The organism is Bradyrhizobium sp. BR 1433 (assembly GCF_051547665.1).
Lineage (GTDB): Bacteria > Pseudomonadota > Alphaproteobacteria > Rhizobiales > Xanthobacteraceae > Bradyrhizobium > Bradyrhizobium australafricanum.
Genome location: NZ_JBPUGG010000001.1, coordinates 1,293,278 through 1,308,788, shown reverse-complemented (window position 1 = coordinate 1,308,788; position 15,511 = coordinate 1,293,278). Strand labels below are relative to the sequence as shown.

General features: G+C 65.2%; 11 protein-coding genes and 1 pseudogene. 11 read left to right on the top strand and 1 reads right to left on the bottom strand.

Features of this window, described 5'->3' with window-relative positions; genetic code table 11:
* Positions 1-5: 5 nt before the first annotated feature.
* The 11 genes and pseudogenes from ACSKB9_RS06630 to ACSKB9_RS06580 all read left to right on the top strand — a co-directional run bounded on the left by ACSKB9_RS06630 (position 6) and on the right by ACSKB9_RS06580 (position 14,935).
* On the top strand, positions 6-3,497 hold the full coding sequence (locus ACSKB9_RS06630; protein ID WP_438072119.1) for an indolepyruvate ferredoxin oxidoreductase family protein: 3,492 nt from the start codon (positions 6-8) through the stop codon (positions 3,495-3,497).
* 3 nt (positions 3,498-3,500) lie between these two features.
* The gene (locus tag ACSKB9_RS06625; RefSeq protein WP_438072118.1) at positions 3,501-4,004 is read left to right on the top strand and encodes a DUF4262 domain-containing protein; all 504 of its coding nucleotides are present in this window, start codon (positions 3,501-3,503) and stop codon (positions 4,002-4,004) included.
* A 268-nt stretch (positions 4,005-4,272) separates the two neighbouring features.
* Positions 4,273-5,430, top strand: coding sequence for a thiolase domain-containing protein (locus ACSKB9_RS06620; RefSeq protein ID WP_438072116.1), 1,158 nt, complete (start codon positions 4,273-4,275; stop codon positions 5,428-5,430).
* Positions 5,430-5,820, top strand: a pseudogene (locus ACSKB9_RS06615) (Zn-ribbon domain-containing OB-fold protein). The gene ACSKB9_RS06620 and the pseudogene ACSKB9_RS06615 overlap by 1 nt, the downstream one beginning before the upstream one ends.
* A gap of 207 nt (positions 5,821-6,027) precedes the next feature.
* Positions 6,028-6,888, top strand: a complete 861-nt coding sequence (locus ACSKB9_RS06610) for a MaoC family dehydratase (RefSeq protein WP_028337617.1) — start codon at positions 6,028-6,030, stop codon at positions 6,886-6,888.
* 185 nt (positions 6,889-7,073) lie between these two features.
* A complete protein-coding gene (locus ACSKB9_RS06605) occupies positions 7,074-7,955 on the top strand; it encodes an SDR family oxidoreductase (protein ID WP_076831307.1) in 882 nt (293 codons plus the stop codon).
* 95 nt (positions 7,956-8,050) lie between these two features.
* Positions 8,051-9,007, top strand: a complete 957-nt coding sequence (locus ACSKB9_RS06600; protein ID WP_018272087.1) for a dihydrodipicolinate synthase family protein — start codon at positions 8,051-8,053, stop codon at positions 9,005-9,007.
* A gap of 2 nt (positions 9,008-9,009) precedes the next feature.
* A complete protein-coding gene (locus ACSKB9_RS06595; RefSeq protein WP_438072113.1) occupies positions 9,010-9,810 on the top strand; it encodes an NUDIX hydrolase in 801 nt (266 codons plus the stop codon).
* Between the two features lie 278 nt (positions 9,811-10,088).
* Positions 10,089-10,997: a DMT family transporter gene (locus ACSKB9_RS06590; protein WP_438072111.1), complete on the top strand. Its 909-nt coding sequence runs from the start codon at positions 10,089-10,091 to the stop codon at positions 10,995-10,997.
* A gap of 137 nt (positions 10,998-11,134) precedes the next feature.
* Positions 11,135-12,106 (top strand): Bug family tripartite tricarboxylate transporter substrate binding protein, encoded by a 972-nt coding sequence (locus tag ACSKB9_RS06585; RefSeq protein ID WP_438072109.1) that lies wholly within the window; start codon positions 11,135-11,137, stop codon positions 12,104-12,106.
* Positions 12,107-12,253: 147 nt separating this feature from the next.
* A complete protein-coding gene (locus ACSKB9_RS06580) occupies positions 12,254-14,935 on the top strand; it encodes a PAS domain S-box protein (RefSeq protein ID WP_438072107.1) in 2,682 nt (893 codons plus the stop codon).
* A 106-nt stretch (positions 14,936-15,041) separates the two neighbouring features.
* On the opposite strand, the gene ACSKB9_RS06575 is transcribed toward ACSKB9_RS06580, so the two are convergent.
* Positions 15,042-15,392: a GrlR family regulatory protein gene (locus tag ACSKB9_RS06575; RefSeq protein ID WP_057015832.1), complete on the bottom strand. Its 351-nt coding sequence runs from the start codon at positions 15,390-15,392 to the stop codon at positions 15,042-15,044.
* Between the last annotated feature and the right edge of the window lie 119 nt (positions 15,393-15,511).

The window sequence follows — 15,511 nt, the reverse complement described above, 5'->3', positions numbered from 1 at the left end:
GCTAAATGGGAATCAACCAAGGGCCTATCAGCCTCGACCAGAAATACACCCAGGACACCGGCCACGTTTTCATGACCGGCATCCAGGCGCTGGTCCGCCTGCCGATGGCGCAGATCAGGCGCGACCGCGCCGCGGGCCTCAACACGGCAGGCTTCATCTCCGGCTATCGCGGTTCCCCCCTCGGCGGCTACGACCAGCAGCTGTTCGCCGCCCGCAAGCATCTTGAGCAGTACAACATTAAATTCCAGCCCGGCGTGAACGAGGACCTCGCGGCCACCGCGATCTGGGGCTCGCAGCAGCTCGCCCTGTCGCCGGGCGCCAAATATGATGGCGCGGTCGGCATTTGGTACGGCAAGGGCCCCGGCGTCGACCGCTGCGGCGACGTGTTCCGCCACGGCAATGCGGCCGGCTCCGCCAAGCATGGCGGCGTGCTCTGCCTTGCCGGCGACGACCATGGCGCGAAATCCTCCACCGTCCCGCATCAGTCCGACCACGCCTTCATCTCCGCGCTGATGCCCTACCTCTACCCCTCCAGCATCCACGAAATGATCGAGATGGGCCTCCTGGGTATCGCGATGTCGCGCTACTCCGGCTGCTGGGTCGGCATGAAGGTGATCACCGAGACGGTCGAGACCACCGCCGAGATCGACCTCACCGACGAGATGACGCCGTTCATCATTCCGACCGATTTCGAATTGCCGCCGGGCGGCCTCAACATCCGCTGGCCCGACGACCGCTTCGAGCAGGACCGGCGGTTGCAGGACTACAAGGGCTTTGCCGCGATCGCCTTCGCCCGCGCCAACAAGGTCAACCGCATCACGATGGATTTGCCGAACGCGCGCTACGGCATCATGGCCTCGGGCAAGAGCTACGAGGACATCCGCCAGGCGTTGCGCGAGCTCGGCATCACGCCCGAGATCGCCGCCAAGATCGGCATCCGCCTCTACAAGATCGGCATGCCCTGGCCGCTGGAGCCGGAAGGCGTGCGCAACTTCGCCGTCGGCCTCGAGGAGATCTTCATTGTCGAGGAGCGCCGCGAGATCGTCGAGAACCAGGTCAAGCAGGAGCTGTTCAACTGGCGCGACGACGTGCGTCCGCGCATCGTCGGCAAGATGGACGATCACGACAAGCGCTTCCTGACCTTCGCCGCCGAGCTCAGCGTGGCCTCGCTTGCGAGCTCGCTCACCGAACGGCTGCTTCGACTTAATCTCAATCCTGAAATCGCCGAGATGCTGCGCGCCAAGGCCGACTGGTTCAACGGCCGTCAGTCGACGCAGATGCAGGCGACCGCGCCTGTCAGCCGCACGCCGTATTTCTGCTCGGGCTGCCCGCACAACACCTCGACCAAGGTGCCGGAAGGCAGCCGCGCGCTGGCCGGCATCGGCTGCCATTTCATGGCGCTGTGGATGAACCGCTCGACCGAGACCTTCACCCATATGGGCGGCGAGGGCGTGCCGTGGGTCGGCATCGCGCCGTTCACCAACGAGAACCACATCTTCGCCAATCTCGGCGATGGCACCTATTTCCACTCCGGCATTCTCGCGATCCGCCAGGCGGTCGCTTCCAAGGCCAACATCACCTACAAGATCCTTTACAACGACGCGGTCGCGATGACCGGCGGCCAGCGCCATGACGGCGATCTCTCGCCGCAGCAGATCACCTTCCAGCTCCACGCCGAGGGCATCCGCGAGATCTACCTGGTCTCGGAGAACCCGGACTCCTATCCGGCCGATACGATCGCGCCCGGCGTCAAGCTGTACCACCGCGACGAGCTCGAGAACGTCATGAAGATGTGCCGCGAGTACAAGGGCACCTCGGCGATCGTGTTCGTGCAGACCTGCGCCGCCGAAAAGCGCCGCCGTCGCAAGCGCGGCCTGATGGAGGATCCGCAGCGCCGTGTGCTGATCAATCCTGCCGTTTGCGAAGGCTGCGGCGACTGCTCAGTGCAGTCGAACTGCATCTCGGTCGAGCCGCTGGAGACGGAGCTCGGGCGCAAGCGCACCATCAACCAGTCGACCTGCAACAAGGATTATTCCTGCGTGAAGGGCTTTTGCCCGTCCTTCGTCACGGTCGACGGCGGCAAGCTCAGGCGGCGCGCGCCGCCCGAGCTCGGCAGCATCGATAATCTGCCGGAGCCGGCCTCCAAGCCCGCGCTCGACCGGCCCTACAACATCGCGGTCGGCGGCGTCGGCGGCACCGGCGTGCTGACGATCGGCGCGCTGCTCGGCATGGCCGCCCATATCGAGGGCAAGGCCTCGATGATCCTCGACATGTCAGGTCTCGCGCAAAAGGGCGGCGCGGTGTTGAGCCACGTCCGGCTCTCCGAGCACACCGCCGACGTGACCTGCTCGCGCATCGTGACCGGAACGGCCGATCTGGTGCTTGCGGCCGACGAGGTCGTGGCGGCGTCGAAGGACACCATCACGCTGTGCGATGCGAGCCGCACCGTCGGCATCATCAACAGCCACGTGATCCCGACCGCGGACTTTATCCTGAACCGCGACTTCAACTTCCAGAGCCGCAAGGTCAACAGCGTGCTGGAGACCGAGCTGCGCAAGGACTCCGCGTTCTTCGACTTCACCAAGCCGGCCGAAGCGCTGCTCGGTGACTCCATCGCCACCAACATCATGATGATGGGCTTTGCCTATCAGCGCGGGTTGCTGCCGCTGTCGGCGGAGGCGATTCTGCAGGCGATCGAAGTCAACGGCGTCTCGATCAAGATGAACACCCAGGCGTTCCAGCTCGGGCGCCTGGCCGCCGCCGATCCGGCACGGCTGAGCGGCATGATGAAGGGCGACGACGAAATCGCGCCACCGAAATCGCTGGATGCGATGTCGCTGGACGAGATCATCACCCATCGCATGGCGTTCCTGACCGACTACCAGAATGCACGTCTGGCAAAGCGCTATCGCAAGCTGGTCGACCAGGTGCGCGACGCCGCCACCAAGGGCGGCTATGGCGAGGCGCTGCCGCGCGCGGTCGCGATCAACTACGCAAAGCTGCTCGCCTACAAGGACGAGTATGAGGTGGCGCGGCTGTTCACCGACGGCCGCTTCGAGAAACAGCTGCGCGATCAGTTCGAGGGCGAGTTCAAGTTCAACTTCAATCTGGCGCCGCCGATCCTCGGCGGCGGGCTCGACGCGCAGGGTCGGCCGAAGAAGCGCGCCTTCGGTTCGTGGATGATGTCGGCCTTCAGGGTGCTGGCGAGATTCCGCTTCCTGCGCGGCACGCCGCTCGACATCTTCGGCTACAATGCCGACCGCAAGCTGGAGCGCGATCTGATCGCCGGCTACGAGAAGGATGTCGCGACGGTGCTGAACCTGCTGTCGCCGCTCAACCACGACATTGCGGTCGAATTGCTGGCGCTGCCCGATCGCATCCGCGGCTACGGTCCGGTGAAGGACAAGGCGATCAAGGAAGCGAAGGTTCGCTACGCGCAACTCGCCGCCGACCTCGCCAACCCGCCGCCCGCGCCGCGGCAGATGGCGGCGGAGTAGGGGGTGTTCACAGCGCTCGATGCTGCTCCGGAGCGGCTCGACAAACACGAGCAGAATTTCGTCGAGCATATCCGACGACATGGCTGGTTTGGTACGCATGTCGCATCGGACGACGTAGGCCCGGGCTTCTCGTACACCACCGGATTTTGGCTGAAATTCAAGCTTCCGGAATTGATCCTGTTCTCAATGTCGATGGAGAACGCCCAGGCTACATTCTGGCACATCTATCGCGAACTCGAGGCTGGACGACGGTTTCCCGTTGGCGAGCTAACGGAAGAGATATTCGAGAATGCCTCCGCGGTGCTGCTGCCGGTCGCTGTCGAGCATCATCGATCCCATCTCGGGTGGAGCAGATGGTTTTACGGAAACGACAACTTTGAATGCCACCAGATCATATTCCCGGATCGAGGCGGAGAGTTTCCGTGGGCGCCGGGGTCATCGGACGAGTTTAGGTCGGCGCAGCCAGACTTGACCGCTGGCAATTGGTCCGGGCTGCGCGATCGATAGCGTGCCACAAATTCGGTGTCGTCCCGGCGAAGGCCGGGACCCATAACCACCGCACTTTGTTGTAGCGCGACGCTGGGGCCACAGCTCACTCTCACCACACAATCCTGTGGTTATGGGTCCCGGCTTTCACCGGGACGACATCTGTGTTTTGGGCGCGCGCACTGTGCACATGCTACAGTCTCGCCTGACGGAATATTTCCGCGCTTGCCAAGGTCGCGTCGTCGGTTCAGAAAAACGCTCGAGCGAAGAAACGCCAGCGGAGAGCGATTTGACCATCAAGGGCAAGGCCTACATTGCCGGGATCTACGAACATCCCACCCGGCACGCACCCGATAAATCAACAGCACAGCTGCACGCCGAGGTCGCCAAGGGCGCGATCGAGGACGCCGGGCTCACGAAGGACGACATCGACGGCTATTTCTGCGCCGGCGACGCGCCGGGCGGGCTGTGGCCGATGGTCGATTATCTCGGTCTCAACACCAGGAAGCTGCGTCATGTCGACTCCACCGAGACCGGTGGCTGTTCCTATCTGATCCATCTCGGCCACGCCGCCGAGGCGATCGCCGCGGGCAAATGCTCGGTCGCGCTGGTCACGCTGGCGGGCAAACCGCGCACCGGCCCGATGCCGCCGCGCGCCTCGGGCGCCGAGGCCGATTTCGAATCCGCCTACGGGGCTACCACGCACAATGCCTATGGCATGTGTGCCATGCGTCATATGCACGACTACGGCACCACCTCCGAGCAGCTCGCCTGGATCAAGGTCGCGGCCTCGCATCATGCGCAATACAATCCGCATGCGATGCTGAAAGAGGTCGTCACCGTCGAGGACGTGCTGAACTCGCCGATGATCTCCGATCCGCTGCATCGGATGGATTGCTGCGTCGTCACCGACGGCGGCGGTGCGATGATCGTCACGACGCCCGAGATCGCCAAGGGCCTGAAGAAGCCGCTGGTGCGTCTGATCGGCCATGGCGAGGCGATGAAGGGCCCGCGCGGCGGCAAGGATCTCGATCTGACCTACTCCGCCGGCGTGTGGTCCGGTCCGCGTGCCTTCGAGGAGGCGGGCGTGACGCCGAAGGACATCAAATACGCCTCGATCTATGACAGCTTCACCATCACGGTGCTGATGCAGCTCGAGGACCTCGGCTTCTGCAAGAAGGGCGAGGGCGGCAAGTTCGTCGCCGACGGCAATCTGATCTCGGGCGTCGGCAAGCTGCCGTTCAACACCGACGGCGGCGGTCTGTGCAGTAACCATCCCGTCAATCGCGGCGGTATGACGAAAATCCTCGAGGCTGTGCGCCAGTTGCGCGGCGAGGCGCATCCGAAGGTGCAGGTGAAGAACTGCGACCTCGCGATCGCCCACGGCACCGGCGGTCTGCTCGGCGTTCGCCACGCCGCCTCAACCTGCATTCTGGAGCGTGCGTGATGTCTGAAGCGAAGAAGTACAATGCCCCGGTGACCAACCCGGAGACCGCGCCGTTCTGGGAGGCGGCGAAGGCGGGCAAGTTCATGATCAAGCGCTGTAACACCTGCGGCGAAGCGCACTACTTCCCGCGCGCGATCTGCCCGTTCTGCTTCTCGGACAAGACGGTGTGGGAAGAGTTCGAGCGGCGAGGCCACGGTCTACACCTACAGCCTGATGCGGAAGTCGCCGACCGGTCCCTATGCGATCGCCTATGTGACGCTGAAGGAAGGTCCGTCGCTGCAGACCAACATCGTCGATTGCGATCTGGAGAAGGTGAAGATCGGCCAGAAGGTGAAGGTGGTGTGGAAGCCGACCGACGGCGCCCCGCTGCCGTTCTTCACGCCGGCCTGATTCTACCCTCTCCCCTTGTGGAGAGGGTGCCTTCGCTGAAAGCGAAGGCGGGTGAGGGGTCTCTCTCCGCGTAGAGAATTCTCTGTGGCGCGAACCCCTCACCGAAACGAGTTTGAGACGACTGCCGGTGCTGCCCTCTCCCACAAGGGGAGAGGGCGCAGTAATGGGCACCGTGCCGTTAAGAATACATTCGGGGAGAAAACAACAATGCCGATCGTGTACGAACAGCTGATGGCCCTGAAGAATCTCGGCCAGAAATACAGCTACAGCGACCGTGACGTGATGCTCTATGCCTATGGCATCGGCCTGGGTGCCGATCCGATGGACGAGAAGGAGCTCGCTTTCGTCAATGAGGGCGTGCTGACGCCGCGCCCGCTCAAGGTGGTGCCGACGTTTGCCTCGGTCGCTGCCTGGGGCGCCGGTCCCGGCGAGATGAACCTCAACCGCGTCATGGTGGTCGACGGCGAACGCGACATCACCTTCCACAAGCCGTTTGCGACCGCGGCACACATCACGGCCGACTCGACCGTGCTCGACGTGTTCGACAAGGGCAAGGACAAGGGCGCGGTGATCCGCCACCAGACCGTGCTGAAAGACGAGAAGGGCGAGAAACTCGCCACGCTGGTCGCCTCGCGCTTCGCCCGCGGCGATGGCGGCTTCGGCGGCCCGTCCGACGGCCAGCCCGAGCCGCACAAGGTGCCGGAGCGCGCGCCGGACAAGGTCGTCGACATCACGACGCGGCCCGACCAGGCGCTGGTCTATCGGTTGTGCGGCGACCGCAACCCGCTGCATTCCGATCCGGAGTTCGCCAAGAAGGCCGGCTTCCCGCGGCCGATCCTGCACGGCATGTGCACCTACGGCATCACCTGCCGCGGCGTGCTGCAGACCTATGCCGACTACGATCCGTCCGCCTTCAAGCAGCACGTGGCGCGGTTCTCCTCGCCGGTGTTCCCCGGTGAGACCGTGACCATGGAGCTATGGAAGGACGGCAATGTGGTGTCGTTCGAGGCCAAGGTGAAGTCGCGCGGCGTCACCGTGATCAAGAGCGGCAAGACGGTGCTGGCGTAGCAACGCTCGACCGCCGTCGGCTCCCTCGCCCCGCTCTTGCGGGGAGAGGGTGGGGTGAGGGGCTTTCTCCGCAACGGTGGTCTCGCGGACAGACCTGTACCCCCTCACCCGGATCGCAAGGGCGATCCGACCTCTCCCCGCAGGCGGGGAGAGGTGAAGAAGAAAGAACAACGGAGAAAACAACCATGGGATTACTCGACGGCAAGGTGGCGCTGATCACGGGCGCCGGCGGCGGGCTTGGTGAAGCCTATGCGAAGCTGTTTGCGCGCGAGGGCGCGGCCGTGGTGGTCAACGATCTCGGCGGCCCGCGCGACGGCTCGGGCTCCGACAAGTCGATGGCCGACAAGGTGGTCGACGCGATCAAGGCCGAGGGCGGCCGCGCGGTCGCAAATGGCGCCGACATCTCGACCTTGGCCGGCGGCCAGTCGGTGTTCGACGACGCCATCAAGCATTTCGGCCGCGCCGACATCTTGGTCAACAATGCCGGCATCCTGCTCGACGAGACCTTCCACAAGGCCAAGGAAGCGAACTGGGACAAGGTGATGAAGGTGCACCTCAAGGGCACCTTCTGCTGCACCCAGCCGGTGTTCAAATGGATGCGTGACAATGGCGGCGGCGTCATCGTCAACACGTCCTCGACCTCGGGCCTGATCGGCAATTTCGGCCAGACCAATTACGGCGCCGCCAAGGGCGGCATCTGGGGCCTCTCCAACGTGCTGGCGATCGAGGGCCGCAAGTACAACATCCGGATCTGGACCCTGGCGCCGGGCGCGCTGACCCGCATGACCGCGGACCTGCCGCGCTACAAGGAGAACCCGGGTGCGGCGCTCGGGCCCGATGGCATCGCGCCGGCCGTGCTCTACATGGTCAGCGATCTGTCGGGCGACCAGACCGGCAAGGTGCTTGGCGTCTCCGGCCCGCGCGGCGTCCGCGAAATGCGGATGATGGAAATGGAGGGCTGGACGCCGCCATTCACGGGATGGAAGGCGGAGGACATCGTCACCCACGCCAAGGAGATCTTCTTCTCCGAGGAAGAGATCAAGAAGTCGGCGCGGCGGTTCAAGTAAGGATTGGCACCCGCGACTGCGGGAACGGCTTCCCGATGCGCAATGGCGCATCGGGAAATGACGCTGTATAGAGGGCGGAAACAGACGAGGCACCCATGACCAAACTCACCGCCCAGGCCGCCGGAACCTTTGCGATCGCGCCGACCCCGTTCCACGACGACGGCCGCATCGACGAGGCATCGATCGACCGGCTGACCGATTTCTATACCGATGTCGGCTGCGACGGCGTCACCGTGCTCGGCATCCTGGGCGAGGCGCCGAAGCTCGACGCCGCCGAGGCCGAGCAGGTCGCGCTGCGCTTCGTCAAGCGCGCCAAGAAGCTCCAGGTCATCGTCGGTGTCTCGGCGCCGGGCTTTGCCACGATGCGCTCGCTGGCGAAGAAGTCGATGGATGCGGGCGCCGCCGGCGTCATGATCGCGCCGCCGCCGCATCTGCGTACCGACGACCAGATCATCGGCTATTTCAAGCAGGCGCAGGAAGCGATCGGCGACGATATTCCCTGGGTGCTGCAGGACTATCCGCTGACGCTGACCGTCGTGTTCACGCCGGCCGTGATCCGCAAGATCGTGATGGATTCGCCGTCCTGCGTGATGCTCAAGCACGAGGACTGGCCGGGCCTGGAGAAGATTTCGACCTTGCGCAACTTCCAGAAGGACGGCTCGCTGCGGCCGCTGTCGATCCTGGTCGGCAATGGCGGCCTTTTCCTCGATTTCGAGATGGAGCGCGGCGCCGATGGTGCGATGACCGGCTATGCCTTCCCCGAACTGCTGATCGACGTCGTCAACTTGTCCAAGGCGGGAAAACGCGATGCGGCGCATGATCTGTTCGACGCGCATCTGCCGCTGATCCGCTACGAGCAGCAGCCCGGCGTCGGTCTCACCGTGCGCAAATACGTGCTGCAGAAGCGCGGCATCATCTCCTCCAGCGCGCAGCGCAAGCCCGGAGCTGTCATCACGCCGCAGGCAAGGGCGGAGGTTGACTATCTCTTGTCCCGTGTGGCGCGCGTCGACCGCCGCGCCAATCTGCAACCGCAATCCAGTGCAGCAGGCTAATCATGACCGAGATCGTTGCCCCGCGCCTTGCGTCGACCGTGCTGCTGCTGCGTGACGGCAGCTCATCGGGCGAAATCGAAGTCTTCATGATGGTCCGCCATCACCAGATCGAGTTCAACTCGGGTGCGCTGGTGTTTCCGGGCGGCAGCGTCGACAAGAACGACAAGGAGATCGCCGCCGATCCCGCGCTCTATTCCGGCGGCGAAGGGCTCGACGGCGACGCGCTCGGCTTCCGCATCGCGGCGATCCGCGAGACCTTCGAGGAGAGCGGCATCCTGCTGGCGCGGCCGGCAGGCTCGAAAGACCTGGTCGATGCGAAGCGCGCGAACGAGATCGCGACCGCGCATCGCACGGCGCTGAACGAAGGCAAGATCAGCTTCCTCAAGGTGCTGACCGACAACGGCATGGTGCTCGCGCTCGATGAACTCGTGCCGTATGCGCACTGGATCACGCCGGAGGGCATGCCGAAGCGCTTCGACACCTGGTTCTTCCTGGCCGCCGCGCCGCCCGAGCAGCTCGGCGCCCATGACGGCAAGGAATCGACCGACTCGATCTGGGTGTCGACGCGCGAGGCGCTGGAGGGTGGCGAGAGCGGCCGCTTCAAGCTGCCGTTCCCGACCACGCGCAATTTGATCAGGCTCGGCAAGCAGCCGAACGTCGGCGCCGCGCTCGCCGACAGCAAGGGCAAGTCGATTGTCGCCGTAATGCCCGTGATGACCAAGACCGCCACCGGCCGCCAGCTCCGCATCCCCAAGGAAGCGGGGTACGATGGCGAGGTGTTCGACGTCGGGGCGCTGGGGTAGTTCTGTTGTGTGCTGGCGTGCGCGCGACTCACAGGCGGCGCAACAAACTCGCTGTCGTCCCGGCGCAGGCCGGGACCCATAACCACCGGCCTTCATTGTTGCGCGACGCGCGGGGCCATACCTTTTCCGACAACGCAACCCTGTGATAATGGGTTCCGGCTTTCGCCGGGACGACGATGGGAAGGCGAGGCGCTTTCTCCACACTTCGGTCTGTACCGAAGGATTGTCACATTGCGACGATGTAGATTCCGTCCCGTCATCGAGACGAAATCCGCTGCATGACCACCACCCCACGCCAGCCCAACATGGCCTTCGAGCTCGCCTTGCTGCTCGCGCTCGCCACCCTGTGGGGCGGCTCCTATACCTTCATCAAGCTTGGTGTCGCGACCATCCCGCCGATCACGCTGATCGCGGCGCGCACCACGATCGCGGGGCTGCTGCTGCTCGTCATCATGCCGATGCGCGGCGTATCGATGCCGGCCGATCGCGCGACCTGGCGCCGCTTCATCTTTCAGGCCTGCCTCAACAGCGTGATCCCGTGGACGCTGATCGCCTGGGGCGAGCGCTTCGTCGATGCCGGGCTCGCCACCATCCTCAATTCGGCCTCGCCGATCTTCACCTTCCTGTTCACCGCCGCGGTCACCCGCCACGAGGCCGCGAGCCCGCGCAACCTGTTCGGGGTGATATCAGGCATGGCCGGCATCTGCCTGATCGTCGGCGTCGATGCGTTCCGCGATCTCGGGCAGGGAATCGTGGCCGAGGTCGCGATCGTCGCTGCCACCTTCTGCTACGCCTGTGCCGCGATCTTCAGCCGCGGCTTCAAGGGGCTCGATCCGATGGCGCCGGCGGCGGGTTCGCTGCTCGCGGGCGCCGCGATTCTCGTTCCGCTCAGCCTTGCCGTCGAACGGCCCTGGACGCTGTCGCCGTCGACGACGTCGCTCGCCGCATTGCTGGCGCTTGCGCTGTTCTCGACCGCGATCGCGTTCGTGATCTACTTCCGCCTGATCCAGACCCTCGGCTCGGTCGGCACCACCGCGCAAGCTTACTTGCGGGTGCCGATCGGGGTGGCGCTCAGCGTCATGGTGCTGGGCGAACGGCTGAGCCCGACGGCGTGGATCGGCCTCGCCTGCGTCGTGATCGGCGTCGCCGCGATGACGATTCCTGCACGAAGGATCGCCACAGCCTGACGTCATCGCCGCGATGACGATTCCTGCGCGTAAGATCGCTACAGCCTGAAGTTTCGCCCGCTGAAACCGGCGCCTTGCTGCCGCCGGCCAATGCCTGCATGCTGCCCGCAACGAGATCACTGGGCGGGAAACGGACGATGTTGCGGCGGGTCAGCCTCATTGCCGGTGCGTGCATGGCGTTGCTGGCGATGGCCGCCACGGTGCGCGCACAGGACTTCCCGAGCCGGCCGATCCGCATCGTCATTCCCTACGCGCCGGGCAGCGTGGCCGACGTGTTCGCGCGCATCATGGCGCAGGACATGCAAGAGCAGTGGAAGGGGACGATCGTCGTCGAGGCCAAATCCGGCGCCAATGGCTCGATCGCGGCCGAGGAGGTCGCACGCGCCGCTCCCGATGGTTACACATGGCTGTTGGTGACGACCTTCTTTACCGCAAGCCCGGCGCTGAACACGCAGCTGCGCTGGGATCCCGTGAAGGATTTCGTGCCGGTCGGGCAGATCTGTCTCGCCCCGAACTTCTTCATCGTGCCGACCTCGCTGCCGGTGAAGACCGTCGCCGACTATGTCGCGCTGGCCAAGGCCAAGCCGGGGACGCTGAACTACAGCCATCCCGGCAAGGGCTCGACCGGCCATCTCGGCTTCGAGCTGTTCAAGCGGCTCGCCGGCATCGACGTCACTGCGATCGGCTATCGCGGCTATCCGCAGATGGTGCCCGATATCGCGAGCGGCCTGATCACCTCGAGCTTCCTGTCGGCCAACCAGGCGCTGGCCCAGGTGCAGTCCGGCAGCATCCGGATCATCGGGGCGATCAGCGACGGCCGCTCGAAGTATTTCCCCGATGTGCCGACCATGGCCGAGCAGGGCTTTGCCGAAGCGCAGGTGACGCCATGGTTCGGCTTCGTGGTGCCGGCAGGCACGCCGCAGCCGGTGGTCGAACGCATCAGCGCCGCGCTGGAGACGGCGCTGGCCTCCGCTGAGGTGCGGAAGAAGCTAGATGTCGCCGGTTGCGACGCCCGTAGCGCGCCGCTGAGGCAGTTCGCCGATATCATCAAGGCGGACGTTGCGCTCTGGGCCAGGGTGGTCAAGGAGGCCGGCATCCCGCCGGACTGAGCCCCGCCGCCCTGTGCCGGAATCGGCCACCGGCACCCGCCCGGGGTGACGCCGGTCACACCTCCGGCGGGTTGGGCCGTGCAGCATGTTTCCCCAAAGCCCGTAATTTCCCGTATATTAGGCGCATTGGACCCCGGCCTTGATGACATGACCGCTGAATTGCCGCCGAATTCGCAAGCGCCGCGTGCGTTCTCCCTCTCCATTGGCCAGCTCACGTTCGGCAGCTTCCTGCTGGTCCTGGCTGTGATCATCATCACATCCACCGCCAGCGTGATCGCGATCCGTCACATCGATACGACATTCGCCGAGCTGCAGCGGCTGCAGAGCGTCGGCGACATCGCCGAGGATATCGACCGCCGCATGAACGAGCTGCGGCTGGCGGCGCGCGATTTCGTCACCGAGCCGGGCAGCCAGTCGGTCCAGGTCGCGGAGGCGGCCCAGTTGCTGAGCGAGATCCTGAAAAAGACCCGCATCAAGCTGGCGCCCGAGCAGCAGGACATGATCGACGGCGTCACCCAGCGGCTGGCGACCTATCGCAACGGTATCGAGCGCATCTCGGCGCTGCTCAGCCGCCGCGCCGAGCTGGTCGCCGGGCTGCCGCCGCTGCGCGACGCCTTCGACAAGGCGGTCGCCGCGAGCAACGATGCGGCGTTGGCCAATGCGCTGTCGCAATCCCAGAGCCGGATTGCCACCGCGTTGCTGGCGCACAACACGTCCGCCGCCGAGCAGGCCGCGCAGAGCATGCGGGCGATGACCATCTCCGATCCCGCGCTGCGCGGCGCCGTCGACAATTATGCCGAGGCGATCATCGCGGTCTCGGTGCGTGAGGGCCAGATCGCCGACATCGACAAGGAGGTGCTCGGCGCCGAAGGCCGGCTGATCCAGAAGGTCACCGAGCTGCTGCGCGAGCTCAGCTCGCGCCGCGGCCACGTGCTGTCGCGCGATTTTGCCCGGACGCTGGCTGAAGCAAAATGGCAGAGCATCGTGCTCGGCACGGCGGGCGTGCTGATCGGCCTGTTCGCGTCGGTGCTGGTGGTTCGCCGCACCGTCCGCCCGCTGGCCAGGATCGCGGGCTCGATCCGCAAGGTCGCCGGCGGCGAGAAGAGCGCGTTCATTCCCGGCGCCGACCTCGACAACGAGATCGGCGACATCGCACGCGCCGCCGAAGTGTTCCGCCAGACCCTGGTCGACGCCGACAGCGCGCGCGAGGCTGCGCTGCGCGCGCTCGCCGAGCAGCGGCTCGCCGAGGAGAGCTACCACAAGCTGTTCGAAGCGTCGGTCGAGGGCATCTACGTCACGACGCCGGGCGGCGCGCTGCTCAACGCCAATCCGGCGCTGGCGCGGATGATGGGCTATGCCGCGCCGCAGGACCTGATCAAGGGCATCGACGACATCGCCACCACCGTCTACGTGGATCCGGCGGCGCGCGAGCAGTACCAGCAGCTGATGCAGCGCGACGGCACGGTGCGCGACTACGAGTACCAGGTGCGCGCGAGCGACGGCACCGTGCTATGGCTGTCCGATTCGGCGACCGTCGTCCGCAACGACGAGGGCGAAGTGATCCGCTACGAGGGCACGGTGCGCGACATCACCGACCAGAAGCGCGCCGAAGACGCGATCGCCGAAGGCCGTCGGCTGTTGCAGATGGTCATCGACACCGTGCCCGCCGTCATCAACGTCAAGGACCGCGACCTGCGCTACGTGCTGATGAACCGCTACATGGCGGGAATCTTCGGCATCGAGCCGCAGGACGCGATCGGCCAGACCACCGGCGAGCTGATGTCGCGCTATGGCGCGGCGAAGACCGATGAGAACGACAAGCGCGTCCTGTCGGCGCGGCGCGAGCTCGGCTTCTATGAAGAGGAGTACAAGGACGTCGCCGGCAACATGCGGCAATGGCTGGTCAACAAGCTGCCGATCCTCGATGCGCAAGGCGAGATCGAGAACATCGTCACGGTCGCGCTCGACATCGGCGAGCGCAAGCGCTCCGAGCAGGAGATGCGCAAGGCGAGGGATTCCGCGGAGGCCGCGTTGCGCAATCTGCGGGAAACCCAGAATTCGCTGATCGAGGCCGAAAAGCTCGCCGCGCTCGGCCGCCTGGTGGCCGGCGTCGCCCATGAGGTCAACAATCCCGTCGGCATCAGCCTGACGGTGGCGTCCGCGCTGGAGCGCAAGACCGCGAATTTCGCCACCCAGGTCGAGCGCGGCGACTTGCGCCGCTCCAGCCTCAACGATTTCCTGAACACGGCGCGCGATGCCTCCTCGCAACTCGTCGCCAATCTCAACCGCGCCGCGGAGCTGATCCAGTCGTTCAAGCAGGTCGCCGCCGACCGCAACTATTCGGACCAGCGCACCTTCGACCTCGGCGATCTCACCGAGCAGGTCGTGATGAGTCTGAGGCCCGGCCTGCGCAAGCACAATCTGACGCTCAATGTCGATTGCGAGCCGAACCTGATCATGAACTCTTATCCGGGACCGTATGGCCAGGTGCTGACCAATCTGTTTCTCAACGCGGTCGCGCATGCGTTCCCGGACGGCAAGGCCGGCGAGGTCGAGATCCAGGTCCACGCCGCCGGCGGCGACAATGTCGAGGTGATCTTCGCCGACAATGGCTGCGGCATGAGCCTCGACGTGCGCCGCCGCGCCTTCGATCCGTTCTTCACGACGCGGCGCGATCAGGGCGGCACCGGGCTCGGCCTGCACATCGTCTACAGCATCGTCACCACGCGGCTCGGCGGCCGGCTCTCGCTGGATTCCGCGCCGGGCAACGGCACACGCATCCAGATGATCCTGCCGCGCGTCGCGCCGCTGGAGCAGGCCGCGGAGTAGCGCGAAGCGTAGTGGCCAACCACGCGTTTGCTCTCGATCCGTCATCCCCGCGCAAAGGCGAAGCCCTTGCGCGGGGGTGACGGATCTAGCAGCGAGTTTCAAACCGCTAATTGATATCCGCGAGCTTGTGCAGCGTGGCGCCGAAGATCAGGCTCGCCTTGCCGACCAGCGCGGTCCCGCTCATGGTGCCGCGGGTGTCGGTGAAGGTGCCGGAGACGCCGATGCCGACGGGCGCGGGCCCGCCGAACAGCGGGTTGTCGGTGTCGCGCGGCGTCGTGTGGCGTTGCACAAGGATTTCGCCCTTGAAGGCATCGCCCTTCACCGTGTAGCTGCCGGTGTAGTAAAGATAGGCGTCGCCGCCCAGTATCTGGCCGTCGCGGAAGAGAATGACGCCGCTGCCCTTGCCGACGCGACCGTCCAGCAGGGTGACGTGAATTGAGTAAAGTCCGTTCTTCATGACGTCCCGATTGCTGGCCGCCACGCCCACGGCAAGCCAGTTGGTTTTTTATGCCAAAGCGAGCAACCTCGTGCAATGCGGCAGGTTGATTCCCGGGTGTCCCGCGTTCGGGTGACCCT

Coding starts and splice junctions, on each gene's coding strand:
- ACSKB9_RS06610 (WP_028337617.1), top strand. CDS start 6,028: ATGCCGATCGTGTACGAACAGCTGATGGCCCTGAAGAATCTCGGCCAG.
- ACSKB9_RS06590 (WP_438072111.1), top strand. CDS start 10,089: ATGACCACCACCCCACGCCAGCCCAACATGGCCTTCGAGCTCGCCTTG.
- ACSKB9_RS06580 (WP_438072107.1), top strand. CDS start 12,254: ATGACCGCTGAATTGCCGCCGAATTCGCAAGCGCCGCGTGCGTTCTCC.
- ACSKB9_RS06605 (WP_076831307.1), top strand. CDS start 7,074: ATGGGATTACTCGACGGCAAGGTGGCGCTGATCACGGGCGCCGGCGGC.
- ACSKB9_RS06595 (WP_438072113.1), top strand. CDS start 9,010: ATGACCGAGATCGTTGCCCCGCGCCTTGCGTCGACCGTGCTGCTGCTG.
- ACSKB9_RS06600 (WP_018272087.1), top strand. CDS start 8,051: ATGACCAAACTCACCGCCCAGGCCGCCGGAACCTTTGCGATCGCGCCG.
- ACSKB9_RS06585 (WP_438072109.1), top strand. CDS start 11,135: ATGTTGCGGCGGGTCAGCCTCATTGCCGGTGCGTGCATGGCGTTGCTG.
- ACSKB9_RS06630 (WP_438072119.1), top strand. CDS start 6: ATGGGAATCAACCAAGGGCCTATCAGCCTCGACCAGAAATACACCCAG.
- ACSKB9_RS06575 (WP_057015832.1), bottom strand. CDS start 15,392: ATGAAGAACGGACTTTACTCAATTCACGTCACCCTGCTGGACGGTCGC.